Below are 15744 nucleotides of genomic sequence, written 5' to 3'. Positions count from 1 at the left end.
GATTGAGGTGCGCCCGTGACCGCTGCTGCTACCGGGTTCAACGCGGCGAGCTACCTGCTCGACCGGCATCTGGCGGAAGGGCGGGGCGCGAAGGACGCGGTCGTTTCCCCGCGGCGAAGGCTCACGTACGCGGGGCTGGCGGCCGAAACCCGCCGGGTCGCGGCGGGGCTGAAAGCGATCGGCGTCCGCCCGGAGGAGCGGGTCCTGTTCTGCATGGCCGACGACGTCGAACTGCTCACCGGGATCCTCGGCGCGATGCTGGCCGGAGCGGTCGCGGTGCCGGTGTCCACCATGGTCACGGGGCTGGACCTGGGCAAGATGCTGGCCGATTCGCGGGCCAGGGTCCTGTGCGTCTCCGGCGAGTTCGCGTCGCAGGCGACGGTCGCGCTCGGGCTGGCGCCGGAGGTCACCGACGTCGTGCTGGACAGGGCGAAGGTGGCCGATCTGCCGTCCGGGATCCGCACGCACCAGTGGGGTGATCTGTCCACAATGGACGACGTCGGCTTCGAACCGGCGCCGACCTGGGAGGACTCGCCCGCGCTGTGGCTGTACACCTCGGGGACGACGGGCAAGCCGAAGGGTGCGATGCACCGGCACGCGGGCATCCGCGCGGTCTGTGAGACGTACGCGCGCGGCGTGCTGGACATCGGGCCGAACGATCGGTTCCTCTCCGTCCCGAAGCTGTTCTTCGCCTACGGCCTGGGGAATTCGGCGTTCTTCCCGCTCGCGGCGGGCGGGACGACGCTGCTCGAACCGGCGAGGCCGACCCCGGGGCTGATCGCCGCCAGGGCCCGCGCGGAGCGGCCGACGCTGTTCTTCGCCGTCCCGACGTTCTACGCCGCGCTGCTCGCCAGCGACATCCCCGACGACACGTTCGCCTCGGTGCGCCAAGCAGTTTCGGCGGGCGAACCGCTGCCGGCCGTGCTGTACGAACGGTTTCGCGACCGGTTCGGTGTCGAGATCCTCGACGGGATCGGCTCGACCGAGGCGTTGCACATCTTCCTGTCCAACCGGCCGCGTCAGGTCCGCCCGGGCAGTACCGGGACGCCCGTGCCGGGTTACGAGATCGCGCTGCGCGACGAGCACGGCGATCCGGTGCCGGACGGGCAACCCGGTGAGCTGTTCGTCGCCGGGCCGTCGATCGCGACCGGGTACTGGGCTCGGTACGAGACGACGAAGCAGGTCTTCCAGGGTGAATGGCTGCGGACGGGCGACAGTTTCGTACGCAACGCCGATGGCAGCTACACCTGTCTGGGGCGCTTCAACGACATGCTGAAACCGGGCGGGATCTGGGTTTCGCCCACCGAGGTCGAGGACAGGCTGCGGCAACATCCGGCGGTCGCCGAGGTCGCGGTGGTCGCCACCTTCGACGCCGACGGCATCGAGAAACCGGTCGCGTGCGTGGTCGGCGTGCCGGGGCACCGGCTCGACCCGGACGAGCTGATCGAGTTCTGCCGGGCGGGCCTGGCGTCGTTCAAACGGCCGCGGGGCGTCGTCGAGCTGGGCGAACTGCCGAAGACGGCGACCGGGAAGATCCGGCGCAACGTCATCCGGGAACTGGTGCGGGACATGTACGAGGTCCGGGCCTACCAGCCCGATCCCGCTTCACCCCTCCCCGGCTGACGTCCGTCTGATCACGCGAGTTCGCTCTTCAATCACGCGAGTTCCGTCTCTGATCACGCGAGTGCGCCGATGCGGCACGCCGAGCCGATGTGACCGGATGGACGACACGCGTGATCAGACGGCGCACACGCGTGATTGGGCGGCGAACTCGCGTGATTGAAGGCGGAACTCAGGAGCCGTTGACGGTGCGCAGCGTGCGCATGGCTTCGGCGAGCGCGTGCGCGTCGTCGCCCAGCGGGGTCAGAACGATGCGCCGCAGGATCTCCGCGCACGCCTCCCGGGCCTTTTCCGCGACGTCGAGGCCGTGCTCGGTGAGCGCGGCGAAGGTGACCCGGCGGTCGTCCGGGCTGGGCACGCGGCAGATCAGGTCCGCGGCGACCAGGCGGTCGGCGACCTTGGTGAACCCGCCGCTGGACAGCGCGGCCTCGACGGCCAGCCGCGTCATCGGCATCCGGTGCTCGGGCGAGCGCACGAGCCGCAGCAGGATGTCGAACGACGCCGGCGCCAGGCCGAACCGTTCGGCGATCTCGCCCATCAGCTTGTTCTGCGTGGCCAGGTAGCCCTCGATCACCAGGCCCCACCACGTGACCACTTCGTCGTCTTGCGGTTCCTCGGCTGTCACGCGGGCGAGAGTACACCAACAACTCTTCCAGGAATATATCTTGCGCGCGAGAGGTTATCGGGTTAGCTTGATTTCACCGGCTCCAGAGGAGGGCACCATGTCGATCAAGACTTCGGGCCTGCACCACGTCACCGCCATCGGTGGCGACCCCCAGCGCAACGCGGACTTCTACACCCGGGCCCTCGGCCTGCGGCTGGTGAAGACCACCGTGAACTTCGACGACCCCGGCACCTATCACCTCTACTACGGCGACGCGTCCGGCAAGCCCGGCTCGCTGATGACGTTCTTCCCGTGGAAGGACGCGCCGAAGGGGCGCCACGGCACCGGCCAGGCGACCACGACGTCGTTCTCCGTGCCGGAGGCCTCGCTCGGCTGGTGGAAGCAGCACCTCGCCGCGAGCGGCGTCGAGACGAGCCAGATCCGGAACTCCGACGGCGAGGAGACGCTCACCTTCGCCGACCCGGACGGCCTGAAGCTCGCCCTCGTCGCGCATCCGCAGGGCGACCCGCGCGACCCGTGGGACACGAAGCTCGTCCCCGCCGAGCACGCGATCCGCGGTCTGCACTCCGTCACGCTGTCGGTGTCCAAAGAGGACGCGACCGCCGGGATGCTGACCGACGGCCTCGGCCTGTCCTTCGAACGCCAGGAGAGCAACCGTCTCCGGTTCTCCGCCGGTGAGGGCGGCCCCGGCGCGCTCGTCGACGTCCTCGTGACCCCCGACGCCCCGCGCGGGCTGGTGGCCGCGGGCACCGTGCACCACGTCGCCTGGCGCGCGCCGGACGAACAGACCCAGGCCGCCTGGCGCGACGAGCTCATCGACGACGGCGTGAACGTGACGTCCATTTTGGACCGTCAGTACTTCCGCTCGATCTACTTCCGCGAGCCGGGCGGCACCCTGCTCGAGGTCGCGACCGACGAACCCGGTTTCGCGATCGACGAGCCGCTGCTCGAACTCGGCCGCGCGCTCAAGCTCCCGCCGTGGCTGGAGCCCAAGCGCGAGGACATCGAGGCCATGTTGCCGAAGCTGGACCTCCCGAGCGAGAACAACCCGCGATGAGCACCTTGGAGCACAAGTACGTCGAGGGCGCGGCCGACGAGCCGGTGCTGCTGCTCCTGCACGGCACCGGCGGCGGGCCGGACGACCTCGTGCCGCTCGCCCGGCAGCTGAGCCCGGCCTCGGCGCTGCTGGCGCCGGCCGGGCCGGTGTCGGAACACGGTGCGGCGCGGTGGTTCCGACGGCTGGCCGAGGGCGTCTTCGACCACGAGGACGTCGTCTTCCGCGCGAACCAGCTGGCCGATTTCGTGCTCGCCTCGCGCGAGGAATACGGCCTCGGCGACCGGCGGCTCGTCGCCATCGGGTTCTCCAACGGCGCCAACATCGCCGCCGCGGTGACCCTGCTCCGCCCGGACGCCGTCCGGGAGTCCGCGCTGTTCGCGGCGATGTCGCCGCTGCCGGAGCCGCCGCGGAACGACCTGTCCGGAACTCGCGTCTTCCTGTCGAACGGCGAACAAGATCCGATGGCTCCGCTGGGTTCGGCCGAAAAGCTCGTCCGCGACCTTCGCGAACGCGGCGCGGACGTCGCCGCCCACCGGCATCCCGGAGGGCACCAGGTCACCGGCAACGGTTTGGTAGCGGCCGCGGGGTGGCTCAACGGGGAGCGCGGAGAGCAAAGCACGCGAACGTAAAATCGTCCGATGACCAACGGGGACCTCGTCCGCGCCCAGGCCCTGCTCGACAGGGTCCTCCTCGCGGACGGGCACAACGATCTGCCATGGGAGCTGCGGGTGACGACCGGGCCCGATCCGGTCGAGGCCGTGGCCGGCACGGATCTCACGGTCCGTCAGCCGCATCTCCACACCGACTTCCCGAAGCTCGCCGAGGGCAGGCTCGGGATGCAGTTCTGGTCCGTCTACGTGCCCTGTCAGTTCGAGGGGCACAGCGCGGTGACGGCGGTGCTCGAGCAGATCGAGATCGTGCACCAGATGGCCGAGCGCTACCCCGATCGCCTGGCCCTGGTGGACACCGCCGATCAGGCCGAGGCCGCGTTCCGCGACGGCAAGATCGCTTCGCTGCTGGGTGCCGAGGGCGGCCACAGCATCGCCGAATCCCTTGGCGTGCTGAGGATCCTGCGCCGTCTCGGCGTCCGCTACATGACGCTGACGCACAACTACAACACCACCTGGGCCGACTCCGGGACCGACGAGCCCGAGCACGGCGGGCTCACCGATTTCGGCCGCGACGTCGTCCGCGAGATGAACAAGATCGGCATGCTCGTCGACCTCTCGCACGTCGCGCCGAGCACCATGCGCGCCGCGCTGGAGGTCAGCTCCGCGCCGGTGATCTTCAGCCACTCGTCCTGCACCGCGGTCAACGACCATCCCCGCAACATCCCCGACGACGTCCTGGAAACCCTGGCGGCCAAGGACGGCGTCGCGATGGTGACGTTCGTGCCGGGCTTCATCTCGCCGAAGGTCGCCGAGTGGGACGGCCAGTTGCGCCTGGACATGGAGGCCGCGGGCAAGGACTACCGGAACATCGACCAGCGCACGAAGTTCACCGCGGAGCGAGGCGGCCCCGAGAAGCCGAAGGCGGGCATCGACGACGTCGTCGCGCACATCGAGCACGCGCGCGAAGTGGCCGGAGTCGACCACATCGGACTCGGCGGCGACTACGACGGAGTCGCGACGCTGCCCGAAGGCCTCGAAGACGTTTCGAAGTACCCGGTGCTCTTCGCCGCGCTGCTGGAACGCGGCTGGAGCGAAGAGGACTGCGCGAAACTGGCCGGGAAGAACACCTTGCGCGTGCTGCGCGCGGCGGACGAGGTCACCCGTTCGGACGCTTGAGAGCGCGATCAAGCCCGCTTCGGCGGACACTGTCCAGCATGACGCAGCCGGAGGAGGGCGCCGCCCAGGTTCCCGTCAAGCCGTCCGACACCGCGGGCGGTGCACGCCACAGCGGTAAATTCGAAGCCGGCCCGAAGCTCAAACGGACGCGGGTGAGCGGCACCTGGATCGCCGTCATCGTGGCGTTGATCGTGCTGGTGTTCCTGCTCGTCTTCATCCTGCAGAACCAGGACACGGCCACCGTGCACTTCCTGGGCATGTCCGGCAGCATGCCGCTGGCGGTCGCGATGCTGTTCTCGGTGATCGCCGGCGGCGCGCTGGTCGCGCTCGTCGGCGGCGCCCGGATCCTGCAGTTGCGCAAGCAGGCCAAGAAGTCCCGGCATCAGCTGCGCTGAAGGGCCCCGCGCCGGAACTCGCTCGGGTTGACGCCCCGCACCCGTTTGAACGCCGCGCTGAACCCGAACGCGTCGGAGTAGCCGACGGTGCGGGCGATATCCGAGATGGTCGCGGACTCCTCGCCGGTCAGCAGATCCGCCGCGAGCGTCATCCGCCAGCGGGTGAGGTAGGTCAGCGGCGGTTCGCCGACCAGGTCGGCGAACCGCTTGGCCAGCGTCGACCGCGAAACCCCGGCCCGTGCGGCCAGCGAACCGACCGTCCACGGTGCCGCCGGTTCCGTATGCAACAGGCGCAGCGCGTCGCCGACCACCGGATCCCGCTGCGCTGCCCACCACGCCGGCGGCTCACCGCCGGGCCGGTCGAACCACTCGCGCAGGGAACAGACCAGCATCCAGTCCAGCAACCGGTCGAGGACCACCTGCTGGCCAGGGGCGTCGACGGCGGCTTCGGCGGCGAGGTGCTCCAGTACCGGGTCGCCCGCGCCGCCGGCGTCCACCCGCAGCACGGCGGGCAGCGCGTCCAGCAGCGGGCGGCCGATCTCGCCGCGTACCGGATACGCGCCGACGATCAAGGTCGTCTCGCCGCCGGGGTCGTCGACCCAGCCGAGCCGGTGCCGGGTCCCGCCCTGCTCGGGCGTCGCGCAGTGTTCGCCGCACGCGAGCGGTGCGGCCGAGGTGCCGATCTTGTCCACGAAGGAGAAGGTCGCGGGCCCGCGCACGATGACCGACTCGCCCGCGCGAAGCGGCTCGGGCGGACCGTCCTCCGGCACGATCCAGCCCGCGCCGGTGAGCACGGCGCATAGGGTCAGTGGCGCGCCGTCCACGAAGTGCAGATTCCACGGCGGGGACAGCGTCGTACTGCCGAACAAGGAGCCATGGGACCGCACGCCGCGGATCAGGTCACTGAACACGTCCACCTGGCCGAGGTTAGACGAATAAACAGGTGATCCGGCCTTTCGCCTATGGGCACGTCCGAGCTCACCGTATTGAATCGAGCTCATGCTGACTCCCGACGACCTCGAATTCCTTCGCCGCCCCCTGCACGGATTCCTGACCGTGGCCGACGGCCCGGTCCGGCCGGTGTGGTTCGAGGCCACCGACGACGGCACGATCCAGCTCTTCACGCCCCGCGAGTCACCCAAGGTGCGGCGGCTGAAGAACGACCCCCGCGCGTCGATCATCGTGGCCGCGCCGGTCGGCGAACGCGAGCGCTGGGTCTCCGTCTCCGGCCGCGCCACGGTGGAGCCCGACGGGGCGCACGAGCTGGCCGCCCGGCTCGCCGAGCGCTACTGGGACCTCGAAGACCCGGCCCACGCGGGCGAGCTCGCCGGGATCCAGACCCTCGATCTCGTGCGGCTCGTCATCCGGCCGGAGAAGGTCAGCCGTTACCTGATGTGATGGCGGAGCTGAAGGTGGGCCTGAAAATGACCGAGCGTGTGAACCCGCCCCGGCCGTAGGCCCCGCTATCGCGGTGGCAGGGCGCCTTAACCACCTTCGAGACCTGCAAGACCAGGTCACGCCCTGCCGACGTCGATCGCGGACGCGGGTTCACCCACAGACGCTGATGTGATGATCGAAGTCATCCTGAGCAGGGCGGCGCAAACGTTTTCGTCGCCCTCGGCGGTGACCCGGGCGCGGTCCGCCGGGTTGCGGGTGCACAGCCGCCAGAACGTGTCCGCGTCCGTCGTCACCGAGGCCAGCGGCGCCCGTGACGTCGGCGCGACGCGGTCGAGTTCCCAGCCGTCCGCGGTCCGCCGTGCCGTCCACTTCCCGCCGCCCTGACCGGTGACGGTGTACGCGACCTGCCTGCCGACGCGGGCGTCGACGTCACGCAGGGTGTGCGGCAGCGCCCGCATGAAGGTGTCGACCACCGGCCCGCGGAAGTCCGGATCGTCCAGCGGCCGCGCGCCGACGGCCTCCCGGATCTGCTGCTGGTGCACCCAGAACTCGGTGTACTCGCGGGCGACGTCGAGCCACACCGGCGCGGGCTCGTCCCCGGCCCAGCTCACCGGGTCGCCGACGGCGTCGAGGTCGGCGCGGCCGAACATCTCGGCGATCTGCGAGGTGCTGTCCACCAGCATCGCGAACAGCACTTCGGGGGACAGGCGGCGGCACGCGACCACCCATTCGTCGTTGATCCGGTCGATGAAGTCCCCGAACCGCTCGCCCTCCCGGGGCGCCGTCGTCCGGTAATCGTCGCGATCGCGGGACAGCCTGCCGAGTTTGTCGCCCAGGATGTGGGCGGCGAGATCATGCACCGTCCAGCCCGTGCACACCGTCGGCGCGGCCCACTGGTCCGCGTCGAGGCCCGTCAGTACGTCCAGCAGGGCTTGCTCCTCCCGCGCGAACAGCGGGAGGACGTCGATCGGCGGACCCCAGCGCGTAAAGCTCATGGTGACCATCCAAACACCAAGGTCCATCACATTTTCGGCCATTCGGCCTACTCGCAGGTAGCATCAGCGCGAACGCGAGGGGAGTGCCCGTGAGCAACGATCGACCCGCCGGTGAAGACCTGGCCGCTTTCGCCAAACGCGCGGGACAACTGGCGGGCTGGGCCGCGCGCACGGGCTTCGAGTTCACCCGCAAGCTCCCCGGCGTCGAGATCGCCGAACAGATCGTCAAACAAGGTGAGCGGCAGCTGCTTTCGGAGCTGCGCCGCCGTCTCGACGAGGTCGACGACCCGTACCACGCCGCGCTCACCGCCGCGTCCGCGATGAACCGGCCCGACACCAACGGCTCCCGGCCGGTCGAGGCCACCATCACCCTCGTGCACACCCGCGCCCAGCTCGAACCGCTCCGCGCGGCGATGGCCGAACTGCTGAACCACTCGATCGGCTTCGGCCGCGAGCGGGCGCGCGAATACCTCTACGCGATCATCCTGCGGCAGCTCACGCCGGACGAGGCCCGCATCCTTTCCGCGCTCTCCGACGGTTCGCCGTTCCCCGCCGTCGACGTCGCCGAGCGCACGAGCCTCGGCGCGGCCGGGCGGTTCGTGCTGCGCAACGCCTCCACCGTCGGCAAGGCGGCCGGGGTGTCGCTGCCGGACCAGGTGCCCGGCTACCTCACCAGGCTGATCGGGCTCGGCCTGGTCGAGCTGGACGAAGAGGTGCCCGCGCTGGAGACGCAGTACGAGATCCTGCTGACCGACGAGACTGTCCGTGAGGCGGAGAAATCGGTGAAGCGGGCCAAGTTCGTCAAACGCACGGTCCATATTTCCCGGCTCGGCGCCCAGTTCTGGCAGGCCTGCGACCCGAGTGCCGGTTGACCCCGGCATGGGTGCGTTCCTCGACGGGATCCTCGCCGATTTCGGCGAGCACTGGCCGATCTACGTCTCCATCCCGATCGTCGCCGCCCTGATCGGCTACACCACCAAACTCGTCGCGATCCGGATGATGTTCCAGCCGGTCGAGTTCATCGGGATCAAACCCTTCCTCGGCTGGCAGGGCATCGTGCCCAAACGCGCCGCGCGGATGGCGAGCATCGCCTGCGACACGATGACCGAGCAGCTGATCAAACCGGCGGAGGTCGTCGCCCGGCTCGATCCGCAGAGAATCGCCAAGGAGATCGAAAAACCGCTCCAGGCGGCCGTCGAGGACATCGTGCGCGACGTCGCCGCCCACTACCAGCCGGGGCTGTGGGAATCGCTGCCGGTGGGGATGCAGCGGCTGGTGATCCAGCGCGTCCAGGCCGAGACGCCGCGGATGGTCGCGGCCGTGCTGGAACTCATCAAGTCCGATGTGGACAGTGTGTTCGACCTCAAGGGCATGGTGGTCACCGCACTGGTCAAGGACAAACGGCTGCTGAACCGGATCTTCCAGGAGGCGGGCGACAAGGAGTTCAAGTTCATCGCCCGCTCCGGCATCTTCTTCGGCGGGCTCATCGGCGTCATCCAGATGGTCGCGTGGGTGCTGTTCAAGTTCCCGCTGATCATGCCGCTGTTCGGGCTCTTCACCGGCTGGTTCACCGACTGGCTGGCGCTGCGGATGATCTTCTATCCGATCGAGGAACGCCGGTACTTCGGCGTGCGCTGGCAGGGGCTGTTCCTGAAGCGGCGCGGCGAGGTCGCCGAGGCGTACGGCGCGCTGATCGCGAAGGAGATCATCACCCCGCACAACGTGATCGAGGCGGTGCTGCGCGGCCCGCTGTCGGACCGGGTGCTCGGGCTCATCCAACGTCAGCTCGACGAACAGCTGGGGCGCCGCGTCGGCGTCGGGAAACCGCTGGTGGTGTTCGCCGTCGGCAGCAGGCGGTATCAGGACATGAAGCTGAACATCGCCGAGAAGATCATGGACAAGCTTCCCGAGACCATGCGGTACATCGAGGATTACGCGACCGACGCGATGGACATCCGGAACGTGCTGGTGACGAAGATGAAGGAGCTGTCGCCGCGCGAATTCGAGGGCCTGCTGCGGCCGGCGTTCCAGCAGGACGAATGGATTCTGATCGCGACCGGCGCGGTCCTCGGCTTCGCCGTCGGTGAGGCCCAGGTCCTCCTGCTTGAGCACTTCGCCGCCTGACCCCTTCCCGCATTCAGAGGACGAAATGCGCGCTCGGCGAACCGGCTGTTTCGCGTGATTGTGTGGACGACACGCGTGATCGGACGGACGACACGCGTGATTGGGGAGCCGACACCTGCGAGGCCCGGGTTCCGTCGCGTGTCGTCCGTCCAGTCACGGGTGTCGTCCCCCTGATCACGCGTGTCGTCCGTTTGATCACGTGAACCGCTGCCTCGCCCTCGGCGCTTCCCGCATTCAGAGGACGAAATGCGCGGATGGCTGCCTCAATGGCGGTACACCGGGTCCTCCGTCCGGTCTAAGGTGCTCGGTGCACAAAGCCTTGGGGAGGGCGCACATGGCCGACGCGGGGAGCCCGTGGCCGCAGGAGATCCGGCTGGCGATGACCATGGTGGGCGGGGCGAGTCTCGCGGTCTGGATGGGCGGGGTCGCCACCGAGACCTCGCATCTGTTGCAGGCGTCGAGAACACCGGAATCGAAGAGCCCGTACCGGGCCTTGCTCGACCTGCTCAACGCCACCGTCTCGCTCGACGTGCTCACCGGCACTAGCGCGGGCGGCATCAACGCGGCGTGCCTCGGGCTGGCCGAGGCGTTCCGGTCGAGCCCGCAGGTGCTGCGCGACACGTGGATCAGCACCGGATCGCTCGACAACCTGATCCGCGACCCCGGCGAGAAGGAGCCGCGTTCGCTGCTCGACGGCGACAAGGTGCTGCTCGGTGATCTCAAGGACGCGTTGCACCGGATCACCGACAAGGCGACGGTGAAACCGGACTGTCCCGACATCACCGTGCTGCTCACCGGCACGATGATCGACGGCGAGACGACCCGCTTCGACGACGCGCTCGGAAACCTGGTGCGGGACACCGAACACCGCCTGCTGTTCCGCTTCGACGCTCCTTTGTGGACGGATGACGTCGTCGGCCCGCTCGCGCTCGCGGCGCGGTCCACCGCGTCGTTCCCCGGTGCGTTCGAGCTCTCCAGGATGCCGATCGGCGAGAAGACCGGCCAGCTGCATCCGGACATGACGAAGTACACCGACGTCACCCGGTCGCATTGGCTCACCGACGGCGGTGTCCTGCTCAACAAGCCGCTGCGGCCGGCGCTGCGGGAGATCTTCGAACGGCAGTCGCATTCGGACGTCCGGCGGCTGCTGCTGTACGTGGTGCCGACGGCCGAACGCGAGGCCGAGCGGGTCGCGGTCGATCCCGAGTGCCCGCCGCTGCTGGGCAGCGCGATGAGCAAGGTCGTCGGCACCGTGCTGAGCCAGACGATCAGCGCCGAACTGGAAGACCTGACCAGGCACAACGACGCCGTCGTCCGCACCAGGGGGACCAGGGTCTCCCTGGCCGCGATGGGGGTGCGCGGCGGGCCGGACTCGCTGGTCGACCAGCGGCTGATGAACGACTACCGCGACCGCCGGGTGCAGGAGGACGCCACCGCGCTGGTCCGCGAGGCGACCCGCAGGCTTTCACTGTCCGATGTGGAGGATCAAGGCCGCCAGTGGGCGTCGGGCACGGCGGCGCAGCTGCGTGCGGCCGCGGCCGCCGGGCTGCGCGACGGCCTGCCCACCGAGCCGCCGAAGGACACCTGCGACCTCGCGGACCTGGTCGCCTTCCGCACCACCGCGCTCGACGATTCGGTCGCCACCGGGCTGCAACTGGTGAACGCGGGCTTCCGGCTCGATCCGTCGCCGGCGCAGGCGGTGCAGCTCAACCGTTGCCGGGTGCTGCTGCACGAAGCGCGCCACAAGGCCGCGCGCGGGAAACGGCTCTCGGGCTGGGTCGCCGAACAGGGTCCGCCGTCGCCCGATGTCACGCTCGCCGCGTGGATCGAAGGCCTCGCCAAGGAATGGGCGGGGCTCGGCCGGTCGGACACGCTGAAGGAGGCGTGGCCGCTCGTCGTCGCCGCGCTCCGGCAGGCGACGCCGATCCTTTTGCCGCTGGCACAAGCGAAACCCGACACCGAGGCCGCCGACACGGTCAGCACATTGCTGGCCTGGACCGGGCTCACATCGGACGACAAAAGCGCCGGAGATCCTGTCGTCACCTCGCGGCTGGTACGTCTCCACATCGCGACCCGGGGACTGCTCGCGCAGCCGCCGTCGGTCGACCAGCGGGTCGATCTCGTCCAGGTGAGCGCGGATTCGCGGACGCTGATGGACATGAAACGGCGTCGTTCCTGGGACAAGCTCACCGGGATGCAGGCCGACTACTTCGGCGCGTTCTACAAGGCGTCCTGGCGCGCGAACGACTGGATGTGGGGCCGCGTCGACGGCGCGGGCTGGCTGGTGCAGTGCCTGCTCGACCCGAAACGCCTGCGGCTGCTGCGGGACGTCGTCGGACGCGAGGCGTTCCGGGCACAGGTGCGGGACACCTTCAAGGGGATCGGCTGGCGACAGCCGGGCACGGAAGACGGTCTGTCCCAAGAGGAAGCGGACGCCCTGCGTGCGCAATTGACCGGGGAGCTGGCTTTCCTCGGTCTCGACGGCGAACTCGCCGATGTCGAAGGGGAAGCCGCCCTGCCGATCAGCATGCCGGTGACGGCGATGGTGCTCGCCAGGGTTCGGCAGCTGGAGATCGCGCGCGAGGAACTGCCGTGTGTCGGCCTCCACTGTGGACACGACGCGAAAACGGCCAAGGGGAACGGGAAACCGTCGGAACGGTTCCGCCGGATGATCGAGAACGAGCCGGAAACCGACGAGCAGACCCAGCGCGCGTTCCAGGCGTGCCAGGTCTCCGGCGAACGGTTCGAGCACGAACGCGGGACGATGCTCCTGACGAAGACGCTGGTCAAGGCGGGTGCCGCCGGCCTCAACGCGGCCGCGGGGGCGACGCGGGTGCCGAAGTCGGTCCAGCCCGCCGCGACCTTCGCCAAGGCCGCCGGGCGCAGCGCGTGGTGGATCACGCGGGGTGCGGCCACCCTGCCGTCGCCGTGGAACGTGCTCGCCGCGCTGATCACCGTGCTGGCGGGCTTCGTCCTCGGTGGACAGGGCGGTCCGGTCCTGCAGTGGGTCGGCGTGCCGGTCGCCGCGGGCGCCGTCGTGTTCCTGGTGGTCAGCCTGATGACGTTGCGCAAGACGTGGCGGATGGTGCTCACGGTGCTCGGCGTGCTGGTGGTGGCGGCCCTGCTGTTCGCCGCGTTCCTGCCACCGGTGCGTGACCCGCTCTTCGGCTGGCTCGGTGGCGTCGTCGCGGGCTGGCGGCGCGGCGAGGCGCCGGTGTGGTGGCTGGTCGTCTGCCTGCTGCTCGTCCTGCCCGCCATCTGGACGCCGATCGGTTCGCTCGTGGGTCGCAAGCGACGTCGTGAATAGCGGAATCGGGACCCGAATCGCGTCCTGACCGTGCGACGAAGTGGTAACGGTTGGTATCGTCACGTGCAGTGAGACCGCACCGAAGCGGCCTTACCCACCCATGCTGCGCTTCAAACGTTACGGTTACCTTTCTCACGTGTGTTTCGAGGTTGTTGCAGGTAGCCGCGTTGCCGCCGCCGCGCTGATCTGACCGCGCCCGAATCCTCCGGTACGTTTCTTGGACATGTCCGGAAAGCACTTGATCGAAACTCCGACCAAGGCAGACGGTGCCGCGCTCTGGAGAATCGCCCGCGATTCGAAGAAGCTCGATCTCAACACGCCTTACGCCTATTTGCTGTGGTGCCACGATTTCGCAGACACCTCGGTCGTCGCGAAAGTCGACGGCGTCCCGGTCGGCTTCGTGATCGGATACCGCAAGCAGGACACCGGCTTCGTGTGGCAGGTCGCGGTCGACGCGTCCCAGCGCGGAAAAGGCCTGGCCGGAGCCCTGCTCGACGAGCTGTTCGGCCGTCTGACCGCGCAGGGCGTGCGGTACCTCGAAACCACGATCACGCCGGACAACGAGGCTTCGATCCGGTTGTTCGCCTCGTTCGCCAAGCGGTGGGACGCCACCGTCGAACGCCAGGATCTGTTCTCCGCGGCGGATTTCCCGGCCGAGGAAGGAACGCATGAGCAGGAGGACCTGTACCGAATCGGTCCGCTCAGTCAATAGAACGTAAATCCGGGGATCTCAGGGAGAAAGAAAACGTGATGAGCATTTTCGAGGAACTCGAATCCGAAGTACGCAGTTACAGCCGTGGCTGGCCCGTGGTGTTCGACCGGGCCCAGGGGAGCTACCTGTACGACGAAGACGGCAAGGCCTATCTCGACTTCTTCGCGGGGGCCGGCGCCCTCAACTACGGGCACAACAACCCGGCGCTGAAGCGGGCGCTGATCGACTACATCGCCCGTGACGGCGTGACGCACGCGCTCGACATGTTCACCGTGGCGAAACGGGATTTTCTCCAGACCTTCCAGGAGAAGATCCTCCAGCCGCGCGATCTCGACTACAAGGTCGTGTTCCCCGGCCCCGGTGGCGCGAACGCCGTCGAGGCCGCGCTGAAGCTCGCCCGCAAGGTGACCGGCAAGGAGTCGGTCATCAACTTCACCAACGCCTTCCACGGGATGACGCTGGGCGCCCTCTCGGTGACCGGCAACTCGATGAAGCGCGGCGGCGCGGGCGTCCCGCTGGTGCACGCCACCCCGATGCCGTACGACAACTACTTCGACGGCTCCATCCCGGACTTCCTCTACTTCGAGAAGCTGCTCGAAGACTCCGGCAGCGGCCTGAACGAGCCCGCCGCCGTGATCGTCGAAGGCGTGCAGGGCGAAGGCGGCATCAACGCCGCCCGTATCGAGTGGCTCAAGGCGCTGGACGACCTGTGCAAGAAGCACGGCATCCTGCTGATCCTCGACGACGTCCAGATGGGCTGCGGCCGCACCGGCCCGTTCTTCAGCTTCGAGGACGCGGGCATCAAACCCGACATCGTCTGCCTCTCGAAGTCCATCGGCGGCTACGGCATCCCGATGGCGCTGACGCTGATCCGCCCGGACCTCGACGTCTGGGAGCCGGGTGAGCACAACGGCACCTTCCGCGGCATCAGCCCGGCGTTCGTCACCGCGACCGAGGCGCTGCGCGTCTACTGGAGCGACGACGAGCTGGAGAAGTCGACGAAGGCGAAGGGCGAGCGCATCGCCGCCGCCTTCCAGGGCATCGTGGAGGCGTACCCGGACGCGAACCTGTTCGCGAAGGGCCGCGGCCTGGCCCGGGGCATCGAGTTCGCCAACGGCGACCTCGCGGGCAAGGTCTGCGCCGCCGCGTTCGAGCGCGGGCTGCTGATGGAGACCTCCGGCCCCGACGGCGAGGTCATGAAGGTCCTGCCGCCGCTCACCCTGACGGACGACGAGCTCACGAAGGGCCTGTCGATCATCGACGAGGCCGTCGCCGCCGTCCTCAACTGACCCGAACCGACCGCCCTCAATCAGGAACGAGAAGGAGTTTTCCGTTGCTTGTCAGAACCCTCGACGAGGTCACCGACACCGACGCCGACATCAAGACCCCGAACTGGCGCAGCAAGCGCATCGTGCTGGCCAAGGAAGGCGTCGGATTCTCGGTGCACGAGACCACGCTGTACGCCGGGACGGTCAACGACTTCTGGTACGCGAACCACATCGAAGCGGTGTTCATCACCTCCGGTGAAGGCGAGCTCGAAAACACCGCGACCGGTGAGGTCTTCCAGCTGAAGCCGGGCACGTTGTACCTGCTCAACGACCACGACAAGCACCAGGTCCGGCCCAAGACCGAGATCAAGTGCGTCTGCGTGTTCAACCCGCCCATCACCGGCCGTGAGGTCCACGACGAAAACGGCGTGTACCCGCTCGTCACCGAACCCTAGA

15 protein-coding genes are annotated in these 15744 nt (G+C 68.7%); 12 read left to right on the top strand and 3 right to left on the bottom strand.

Annotated elements, in window-relative coordinates:
* Positions 1-15 precede the first annotated feature (15 nt).
* On the top strand, positions 16-1623 hold the full coding sequence (locus AORI_RS77990; RefSeq protein WP_016337659.1) for a benzoate-CoA ligase family protein: 1608 nt from the start codon (positions 16-18) through the stop codon (positions 1621-1623).
* 169 nt (positions 1624-1792) lie between these two features.
* Here AORI_RS77990 and AORI_RS77985 read toward each other — a convergent pair whose 3' ends face one another.
* Positions 1793-2245, bottom strand: a complete 453-nt coding sequence (locus AORI_RS77985; protein ID WP_016337658.1) for a MarR family winged helix-turn-helix transcriptional regulator — start codon at positions 2243-2245, stop codon at positions 1793-1795.
* Between the two features lie 97 nt (positions 2246-2342).
* Here AORI_RS77985 and AORI_RS77980 point away from each other — a divergent pair, with 97 nt between their 5' ends.
* The 4 genes from AORI_RS77980 to AORI_RS77965 are packed head-to-tail and all read left to right on the top strand — an operon-like array spanning position 2343 to position 5484.
* Positions 2343-3302 (top strand): ring-cleaving dioxygenase, encoded by a 960-nt coding sequence (locus AORI_RS77980; RefSeq protein WP_016337657.1) that lies wholly within the window; start codon positions 2343-2345, stop codon positions 3300-3302.
* Complete coding sequence (locus tag AORI_RS77975; protein WP_016337656.1) at positions 3299-3931, top strand: alpha/beta hydrolase; 633 nt, start codon at positions 3299-3301, stop codon at positions 3929-3931. The genes AORI_RS77980 and AORI_RS77975 overlap by 4 nt, the downstream gene beginning before the upstream one ends.
* Positions 3932-3940: 9 nt before the next feature.
* Positions 3941-5089 carry a dipeptidase gene (locus tag AORI_RS77970; RefSeq protein WP_016337655.1) on the top strand — a complete coding sequence of 383 codons (1149 nt, stop codon included), beginning with the start codon at positions 3941-3943 and terminating at the stop codon, positions 5087-5089.
* A 38-nt stretch (positions 5090-5127) separates the two neighbouring features.
* Entirely contained in the window at positions 5128-5484 is a 357-nt protein-coding gene (locus AORI_RS77965; RefSeq protein ID WP_016337654.1) for a LapA family protein, read from the top strand.
* On the opposite strand, the gene AORI_RS77960 is transcribed toward AORI_RS77965, so the two are convergent.
* Positions 5472-6401, bottom strand: a complete 930-nt coding sequence (locus AORI_RS77960) for an AraC family transcriptional regulator (protein ID WP_043848425.1) — start codon at positions 6399-6401, stop codon at positions 5472-5474. The genes AORI_RS77965 and AORI_RS77960 overlap by 13 nt on opposite strands.
* Positions 6402-6483: 82 nt before the next feature.
* On the opposite strand from AORI_RS77960, the gene AORI_RS77955 reads away from it, so the two are divergent.
* The gene (locus AORI_RS77955; protein ID WP_016337652.1) at positions 6484-6882 is read left to right on the top strand and encodes a pyridoxamine 5'-phosphate oxidase family protein; all 399 of its coding nucleotides are present in this window, start codon (positions 6484-6486) and stop codon (positions 6880-6882) included.
* Between the two features lie 116 nt (positions 6883-6998).
* On the opposite strand, the gene AORI_RS77950 is transcribed toward AORI_RS77955, so the two are convergent.
* A complete protein-coding gene (locus AORI_RS77950) occupies positions 6999-7886 on the bottom strand; it encodes a maleylpyruvate isomerase family mycothiol-dependent enzyme (protein ID WP_016337651.1) in 888 nt (295 codons plus the stop codon).
* 80 nt (positions 7887-7966) lie between these two features.
* On the opposite strand from AORI_RS77950, the gene AORI_RS77945 reads away from it, so the two are divergent.
* From AORI_RS77945 to AORI_RS77920, 6 genes are all read left to right on the top strand, one after another.
* A complete protein-coding gene (locus tag AORI_RS77945) occupies positions 7967-8749 on the top strand; it encodes an Abi-alpha family protein (RefSeq protein ID WP_016337650.1) in 783 nt (260 codons plus the stop codon).
* A gap of 7 nt (positions 8750-8756) precedes the next feature.
* Complete coding sequence (locus tag AORI_RS77940) at positions 8757-10001, top strand: DUF445 domain-containing protein (RefSeq protein ID WP_016337649.1); 1245 nt, start codon at positions 8757-8759, stop codon at positions 9999-10001.
* Positions 10002-10335: 334 nt separating this feature from the next.
* Complete coding sequence (locus AORI_RS77935) at positions 10336-13308, top strand: patatin-like protein (RefSeq protein ID WP_016337648.1); 2973 nt, start codon at positions 10336-10338, stop codon at positions 13306-13308.
* Positions 13309-13531: 223 nt separating this feature from the next.
* Positions 13532-14020, top strand: coding sequence for a diaminobutyrate acetyltransferase (ectA, locus tag AORI_RS77930; RefSeq protein ID WP_016337647.1), 489 nt, complete (start codon positions 13532-13534; stop codon positions 14018-14020).
* Between the two features lie 38 nt (positions 14021-14058).
* Positions 14059-15309, top strand: coding sequence for a diaminobutyrate--2-oxoglutarate transaminase (gene ectB, locus AORI_RS77925; protein ID WP_043848424.1), 1251 nt, complete (start codon positions 14059-14061; stop codon positions 15307-15309).
* Positions 15310-15353: 44 nt separating this feature from the next.
* Entirely contained in the window at positions 15354-15743 is a 390-nt protein-coding gene (locus AORI_RS77920; protein ID WP_007033454.1) for an ectoine synthase, read from the top strand.
* The last annotated feature ends 1 nt before the right edge of the window (position 15744 follow it).

Source organism: Amycolatopsis keratiniphila, from assembly GCF_000400635.2.
Classification (GTDB): domain Bacteria; phylum Actinomycetota; class Actinomycetes; order Mycobacteriales; family Pseudonocardiaceae; genus Amycolatopsis; species Amycolatopsis keratiniphila.
Note: the sequence above shows the minus strand (reverse complement) of the source record. Positions and strands in the feature narration are given on the sequence as shown.

Coding starts and splice junctions, on each gene's coding strand:
- AORI_RS77980 (WP_016337657.1), top strand. CDS start 2,343: ATGTCGATCAAGACTTCGGGCCTGCACCACGTCACCGCCATCGGTGGC.
- AORI_RS77975 (WP_016337656.1), top strand. CDS start 3,299: ATGAGCACCTTGGAGCACAAGTACGTCGAGGGCGCGGCCGACGAGCCG.
- AORI_RS77970 (WP_016337655.1), top strand. CDS start 3,941: ATGACCAACGGGGACCTCGTCCGCGCCCAGGCCCTGCTCGACAGGGTC.
- AORI_RS77965 (WP_016337654.1), top strand. CDS start 5,128: ATGACGCAGCCGGAGGAGGGCGCCGCCCAGGTTCCCGTCAAGCCGTCC.
- AORI_RS77955 (WP_016337652.1), top strand. CDS start 6,484: ATGCTGACTCCCGACGACCTCGAATTCCTTCGCCGCCCCCTGCACGGA.
- AORI_RS77950 (WP_016337651.1), bottom strand. CDS start 7,886: ATGGTCACCATGAGCTTTACGCGCTGGGGTCCGCCGATCGACGTCCTC.
- AORI_RS77940 (WP_016337649.1), top strand. CDS start 8,757: ATGGGTGCGTTCCTCGACGGGATCCTCGCCGATTTCGGCGAGCACTGG.
- AORI_RS77935 (WP_016337648.1), top strand. CDS start 10,336: ATGGCCGACGCGGGGAGCCCGTGGCCGCAGGAGATCCGGCTGGCGATG.
- ectA (WP_016337647.1), top strand. CDS start 13,532: ATGTCCGGAAAGCACTTGATCGAAACTCCGACCAAGGCAGACGGTGCC.
- ectB (WP_043848424.1), top strand. CDS start 14,059: ATGAGCATTTTCGAGGAACTCGAATCCGAAGTACGCAGTTACAGCCGT.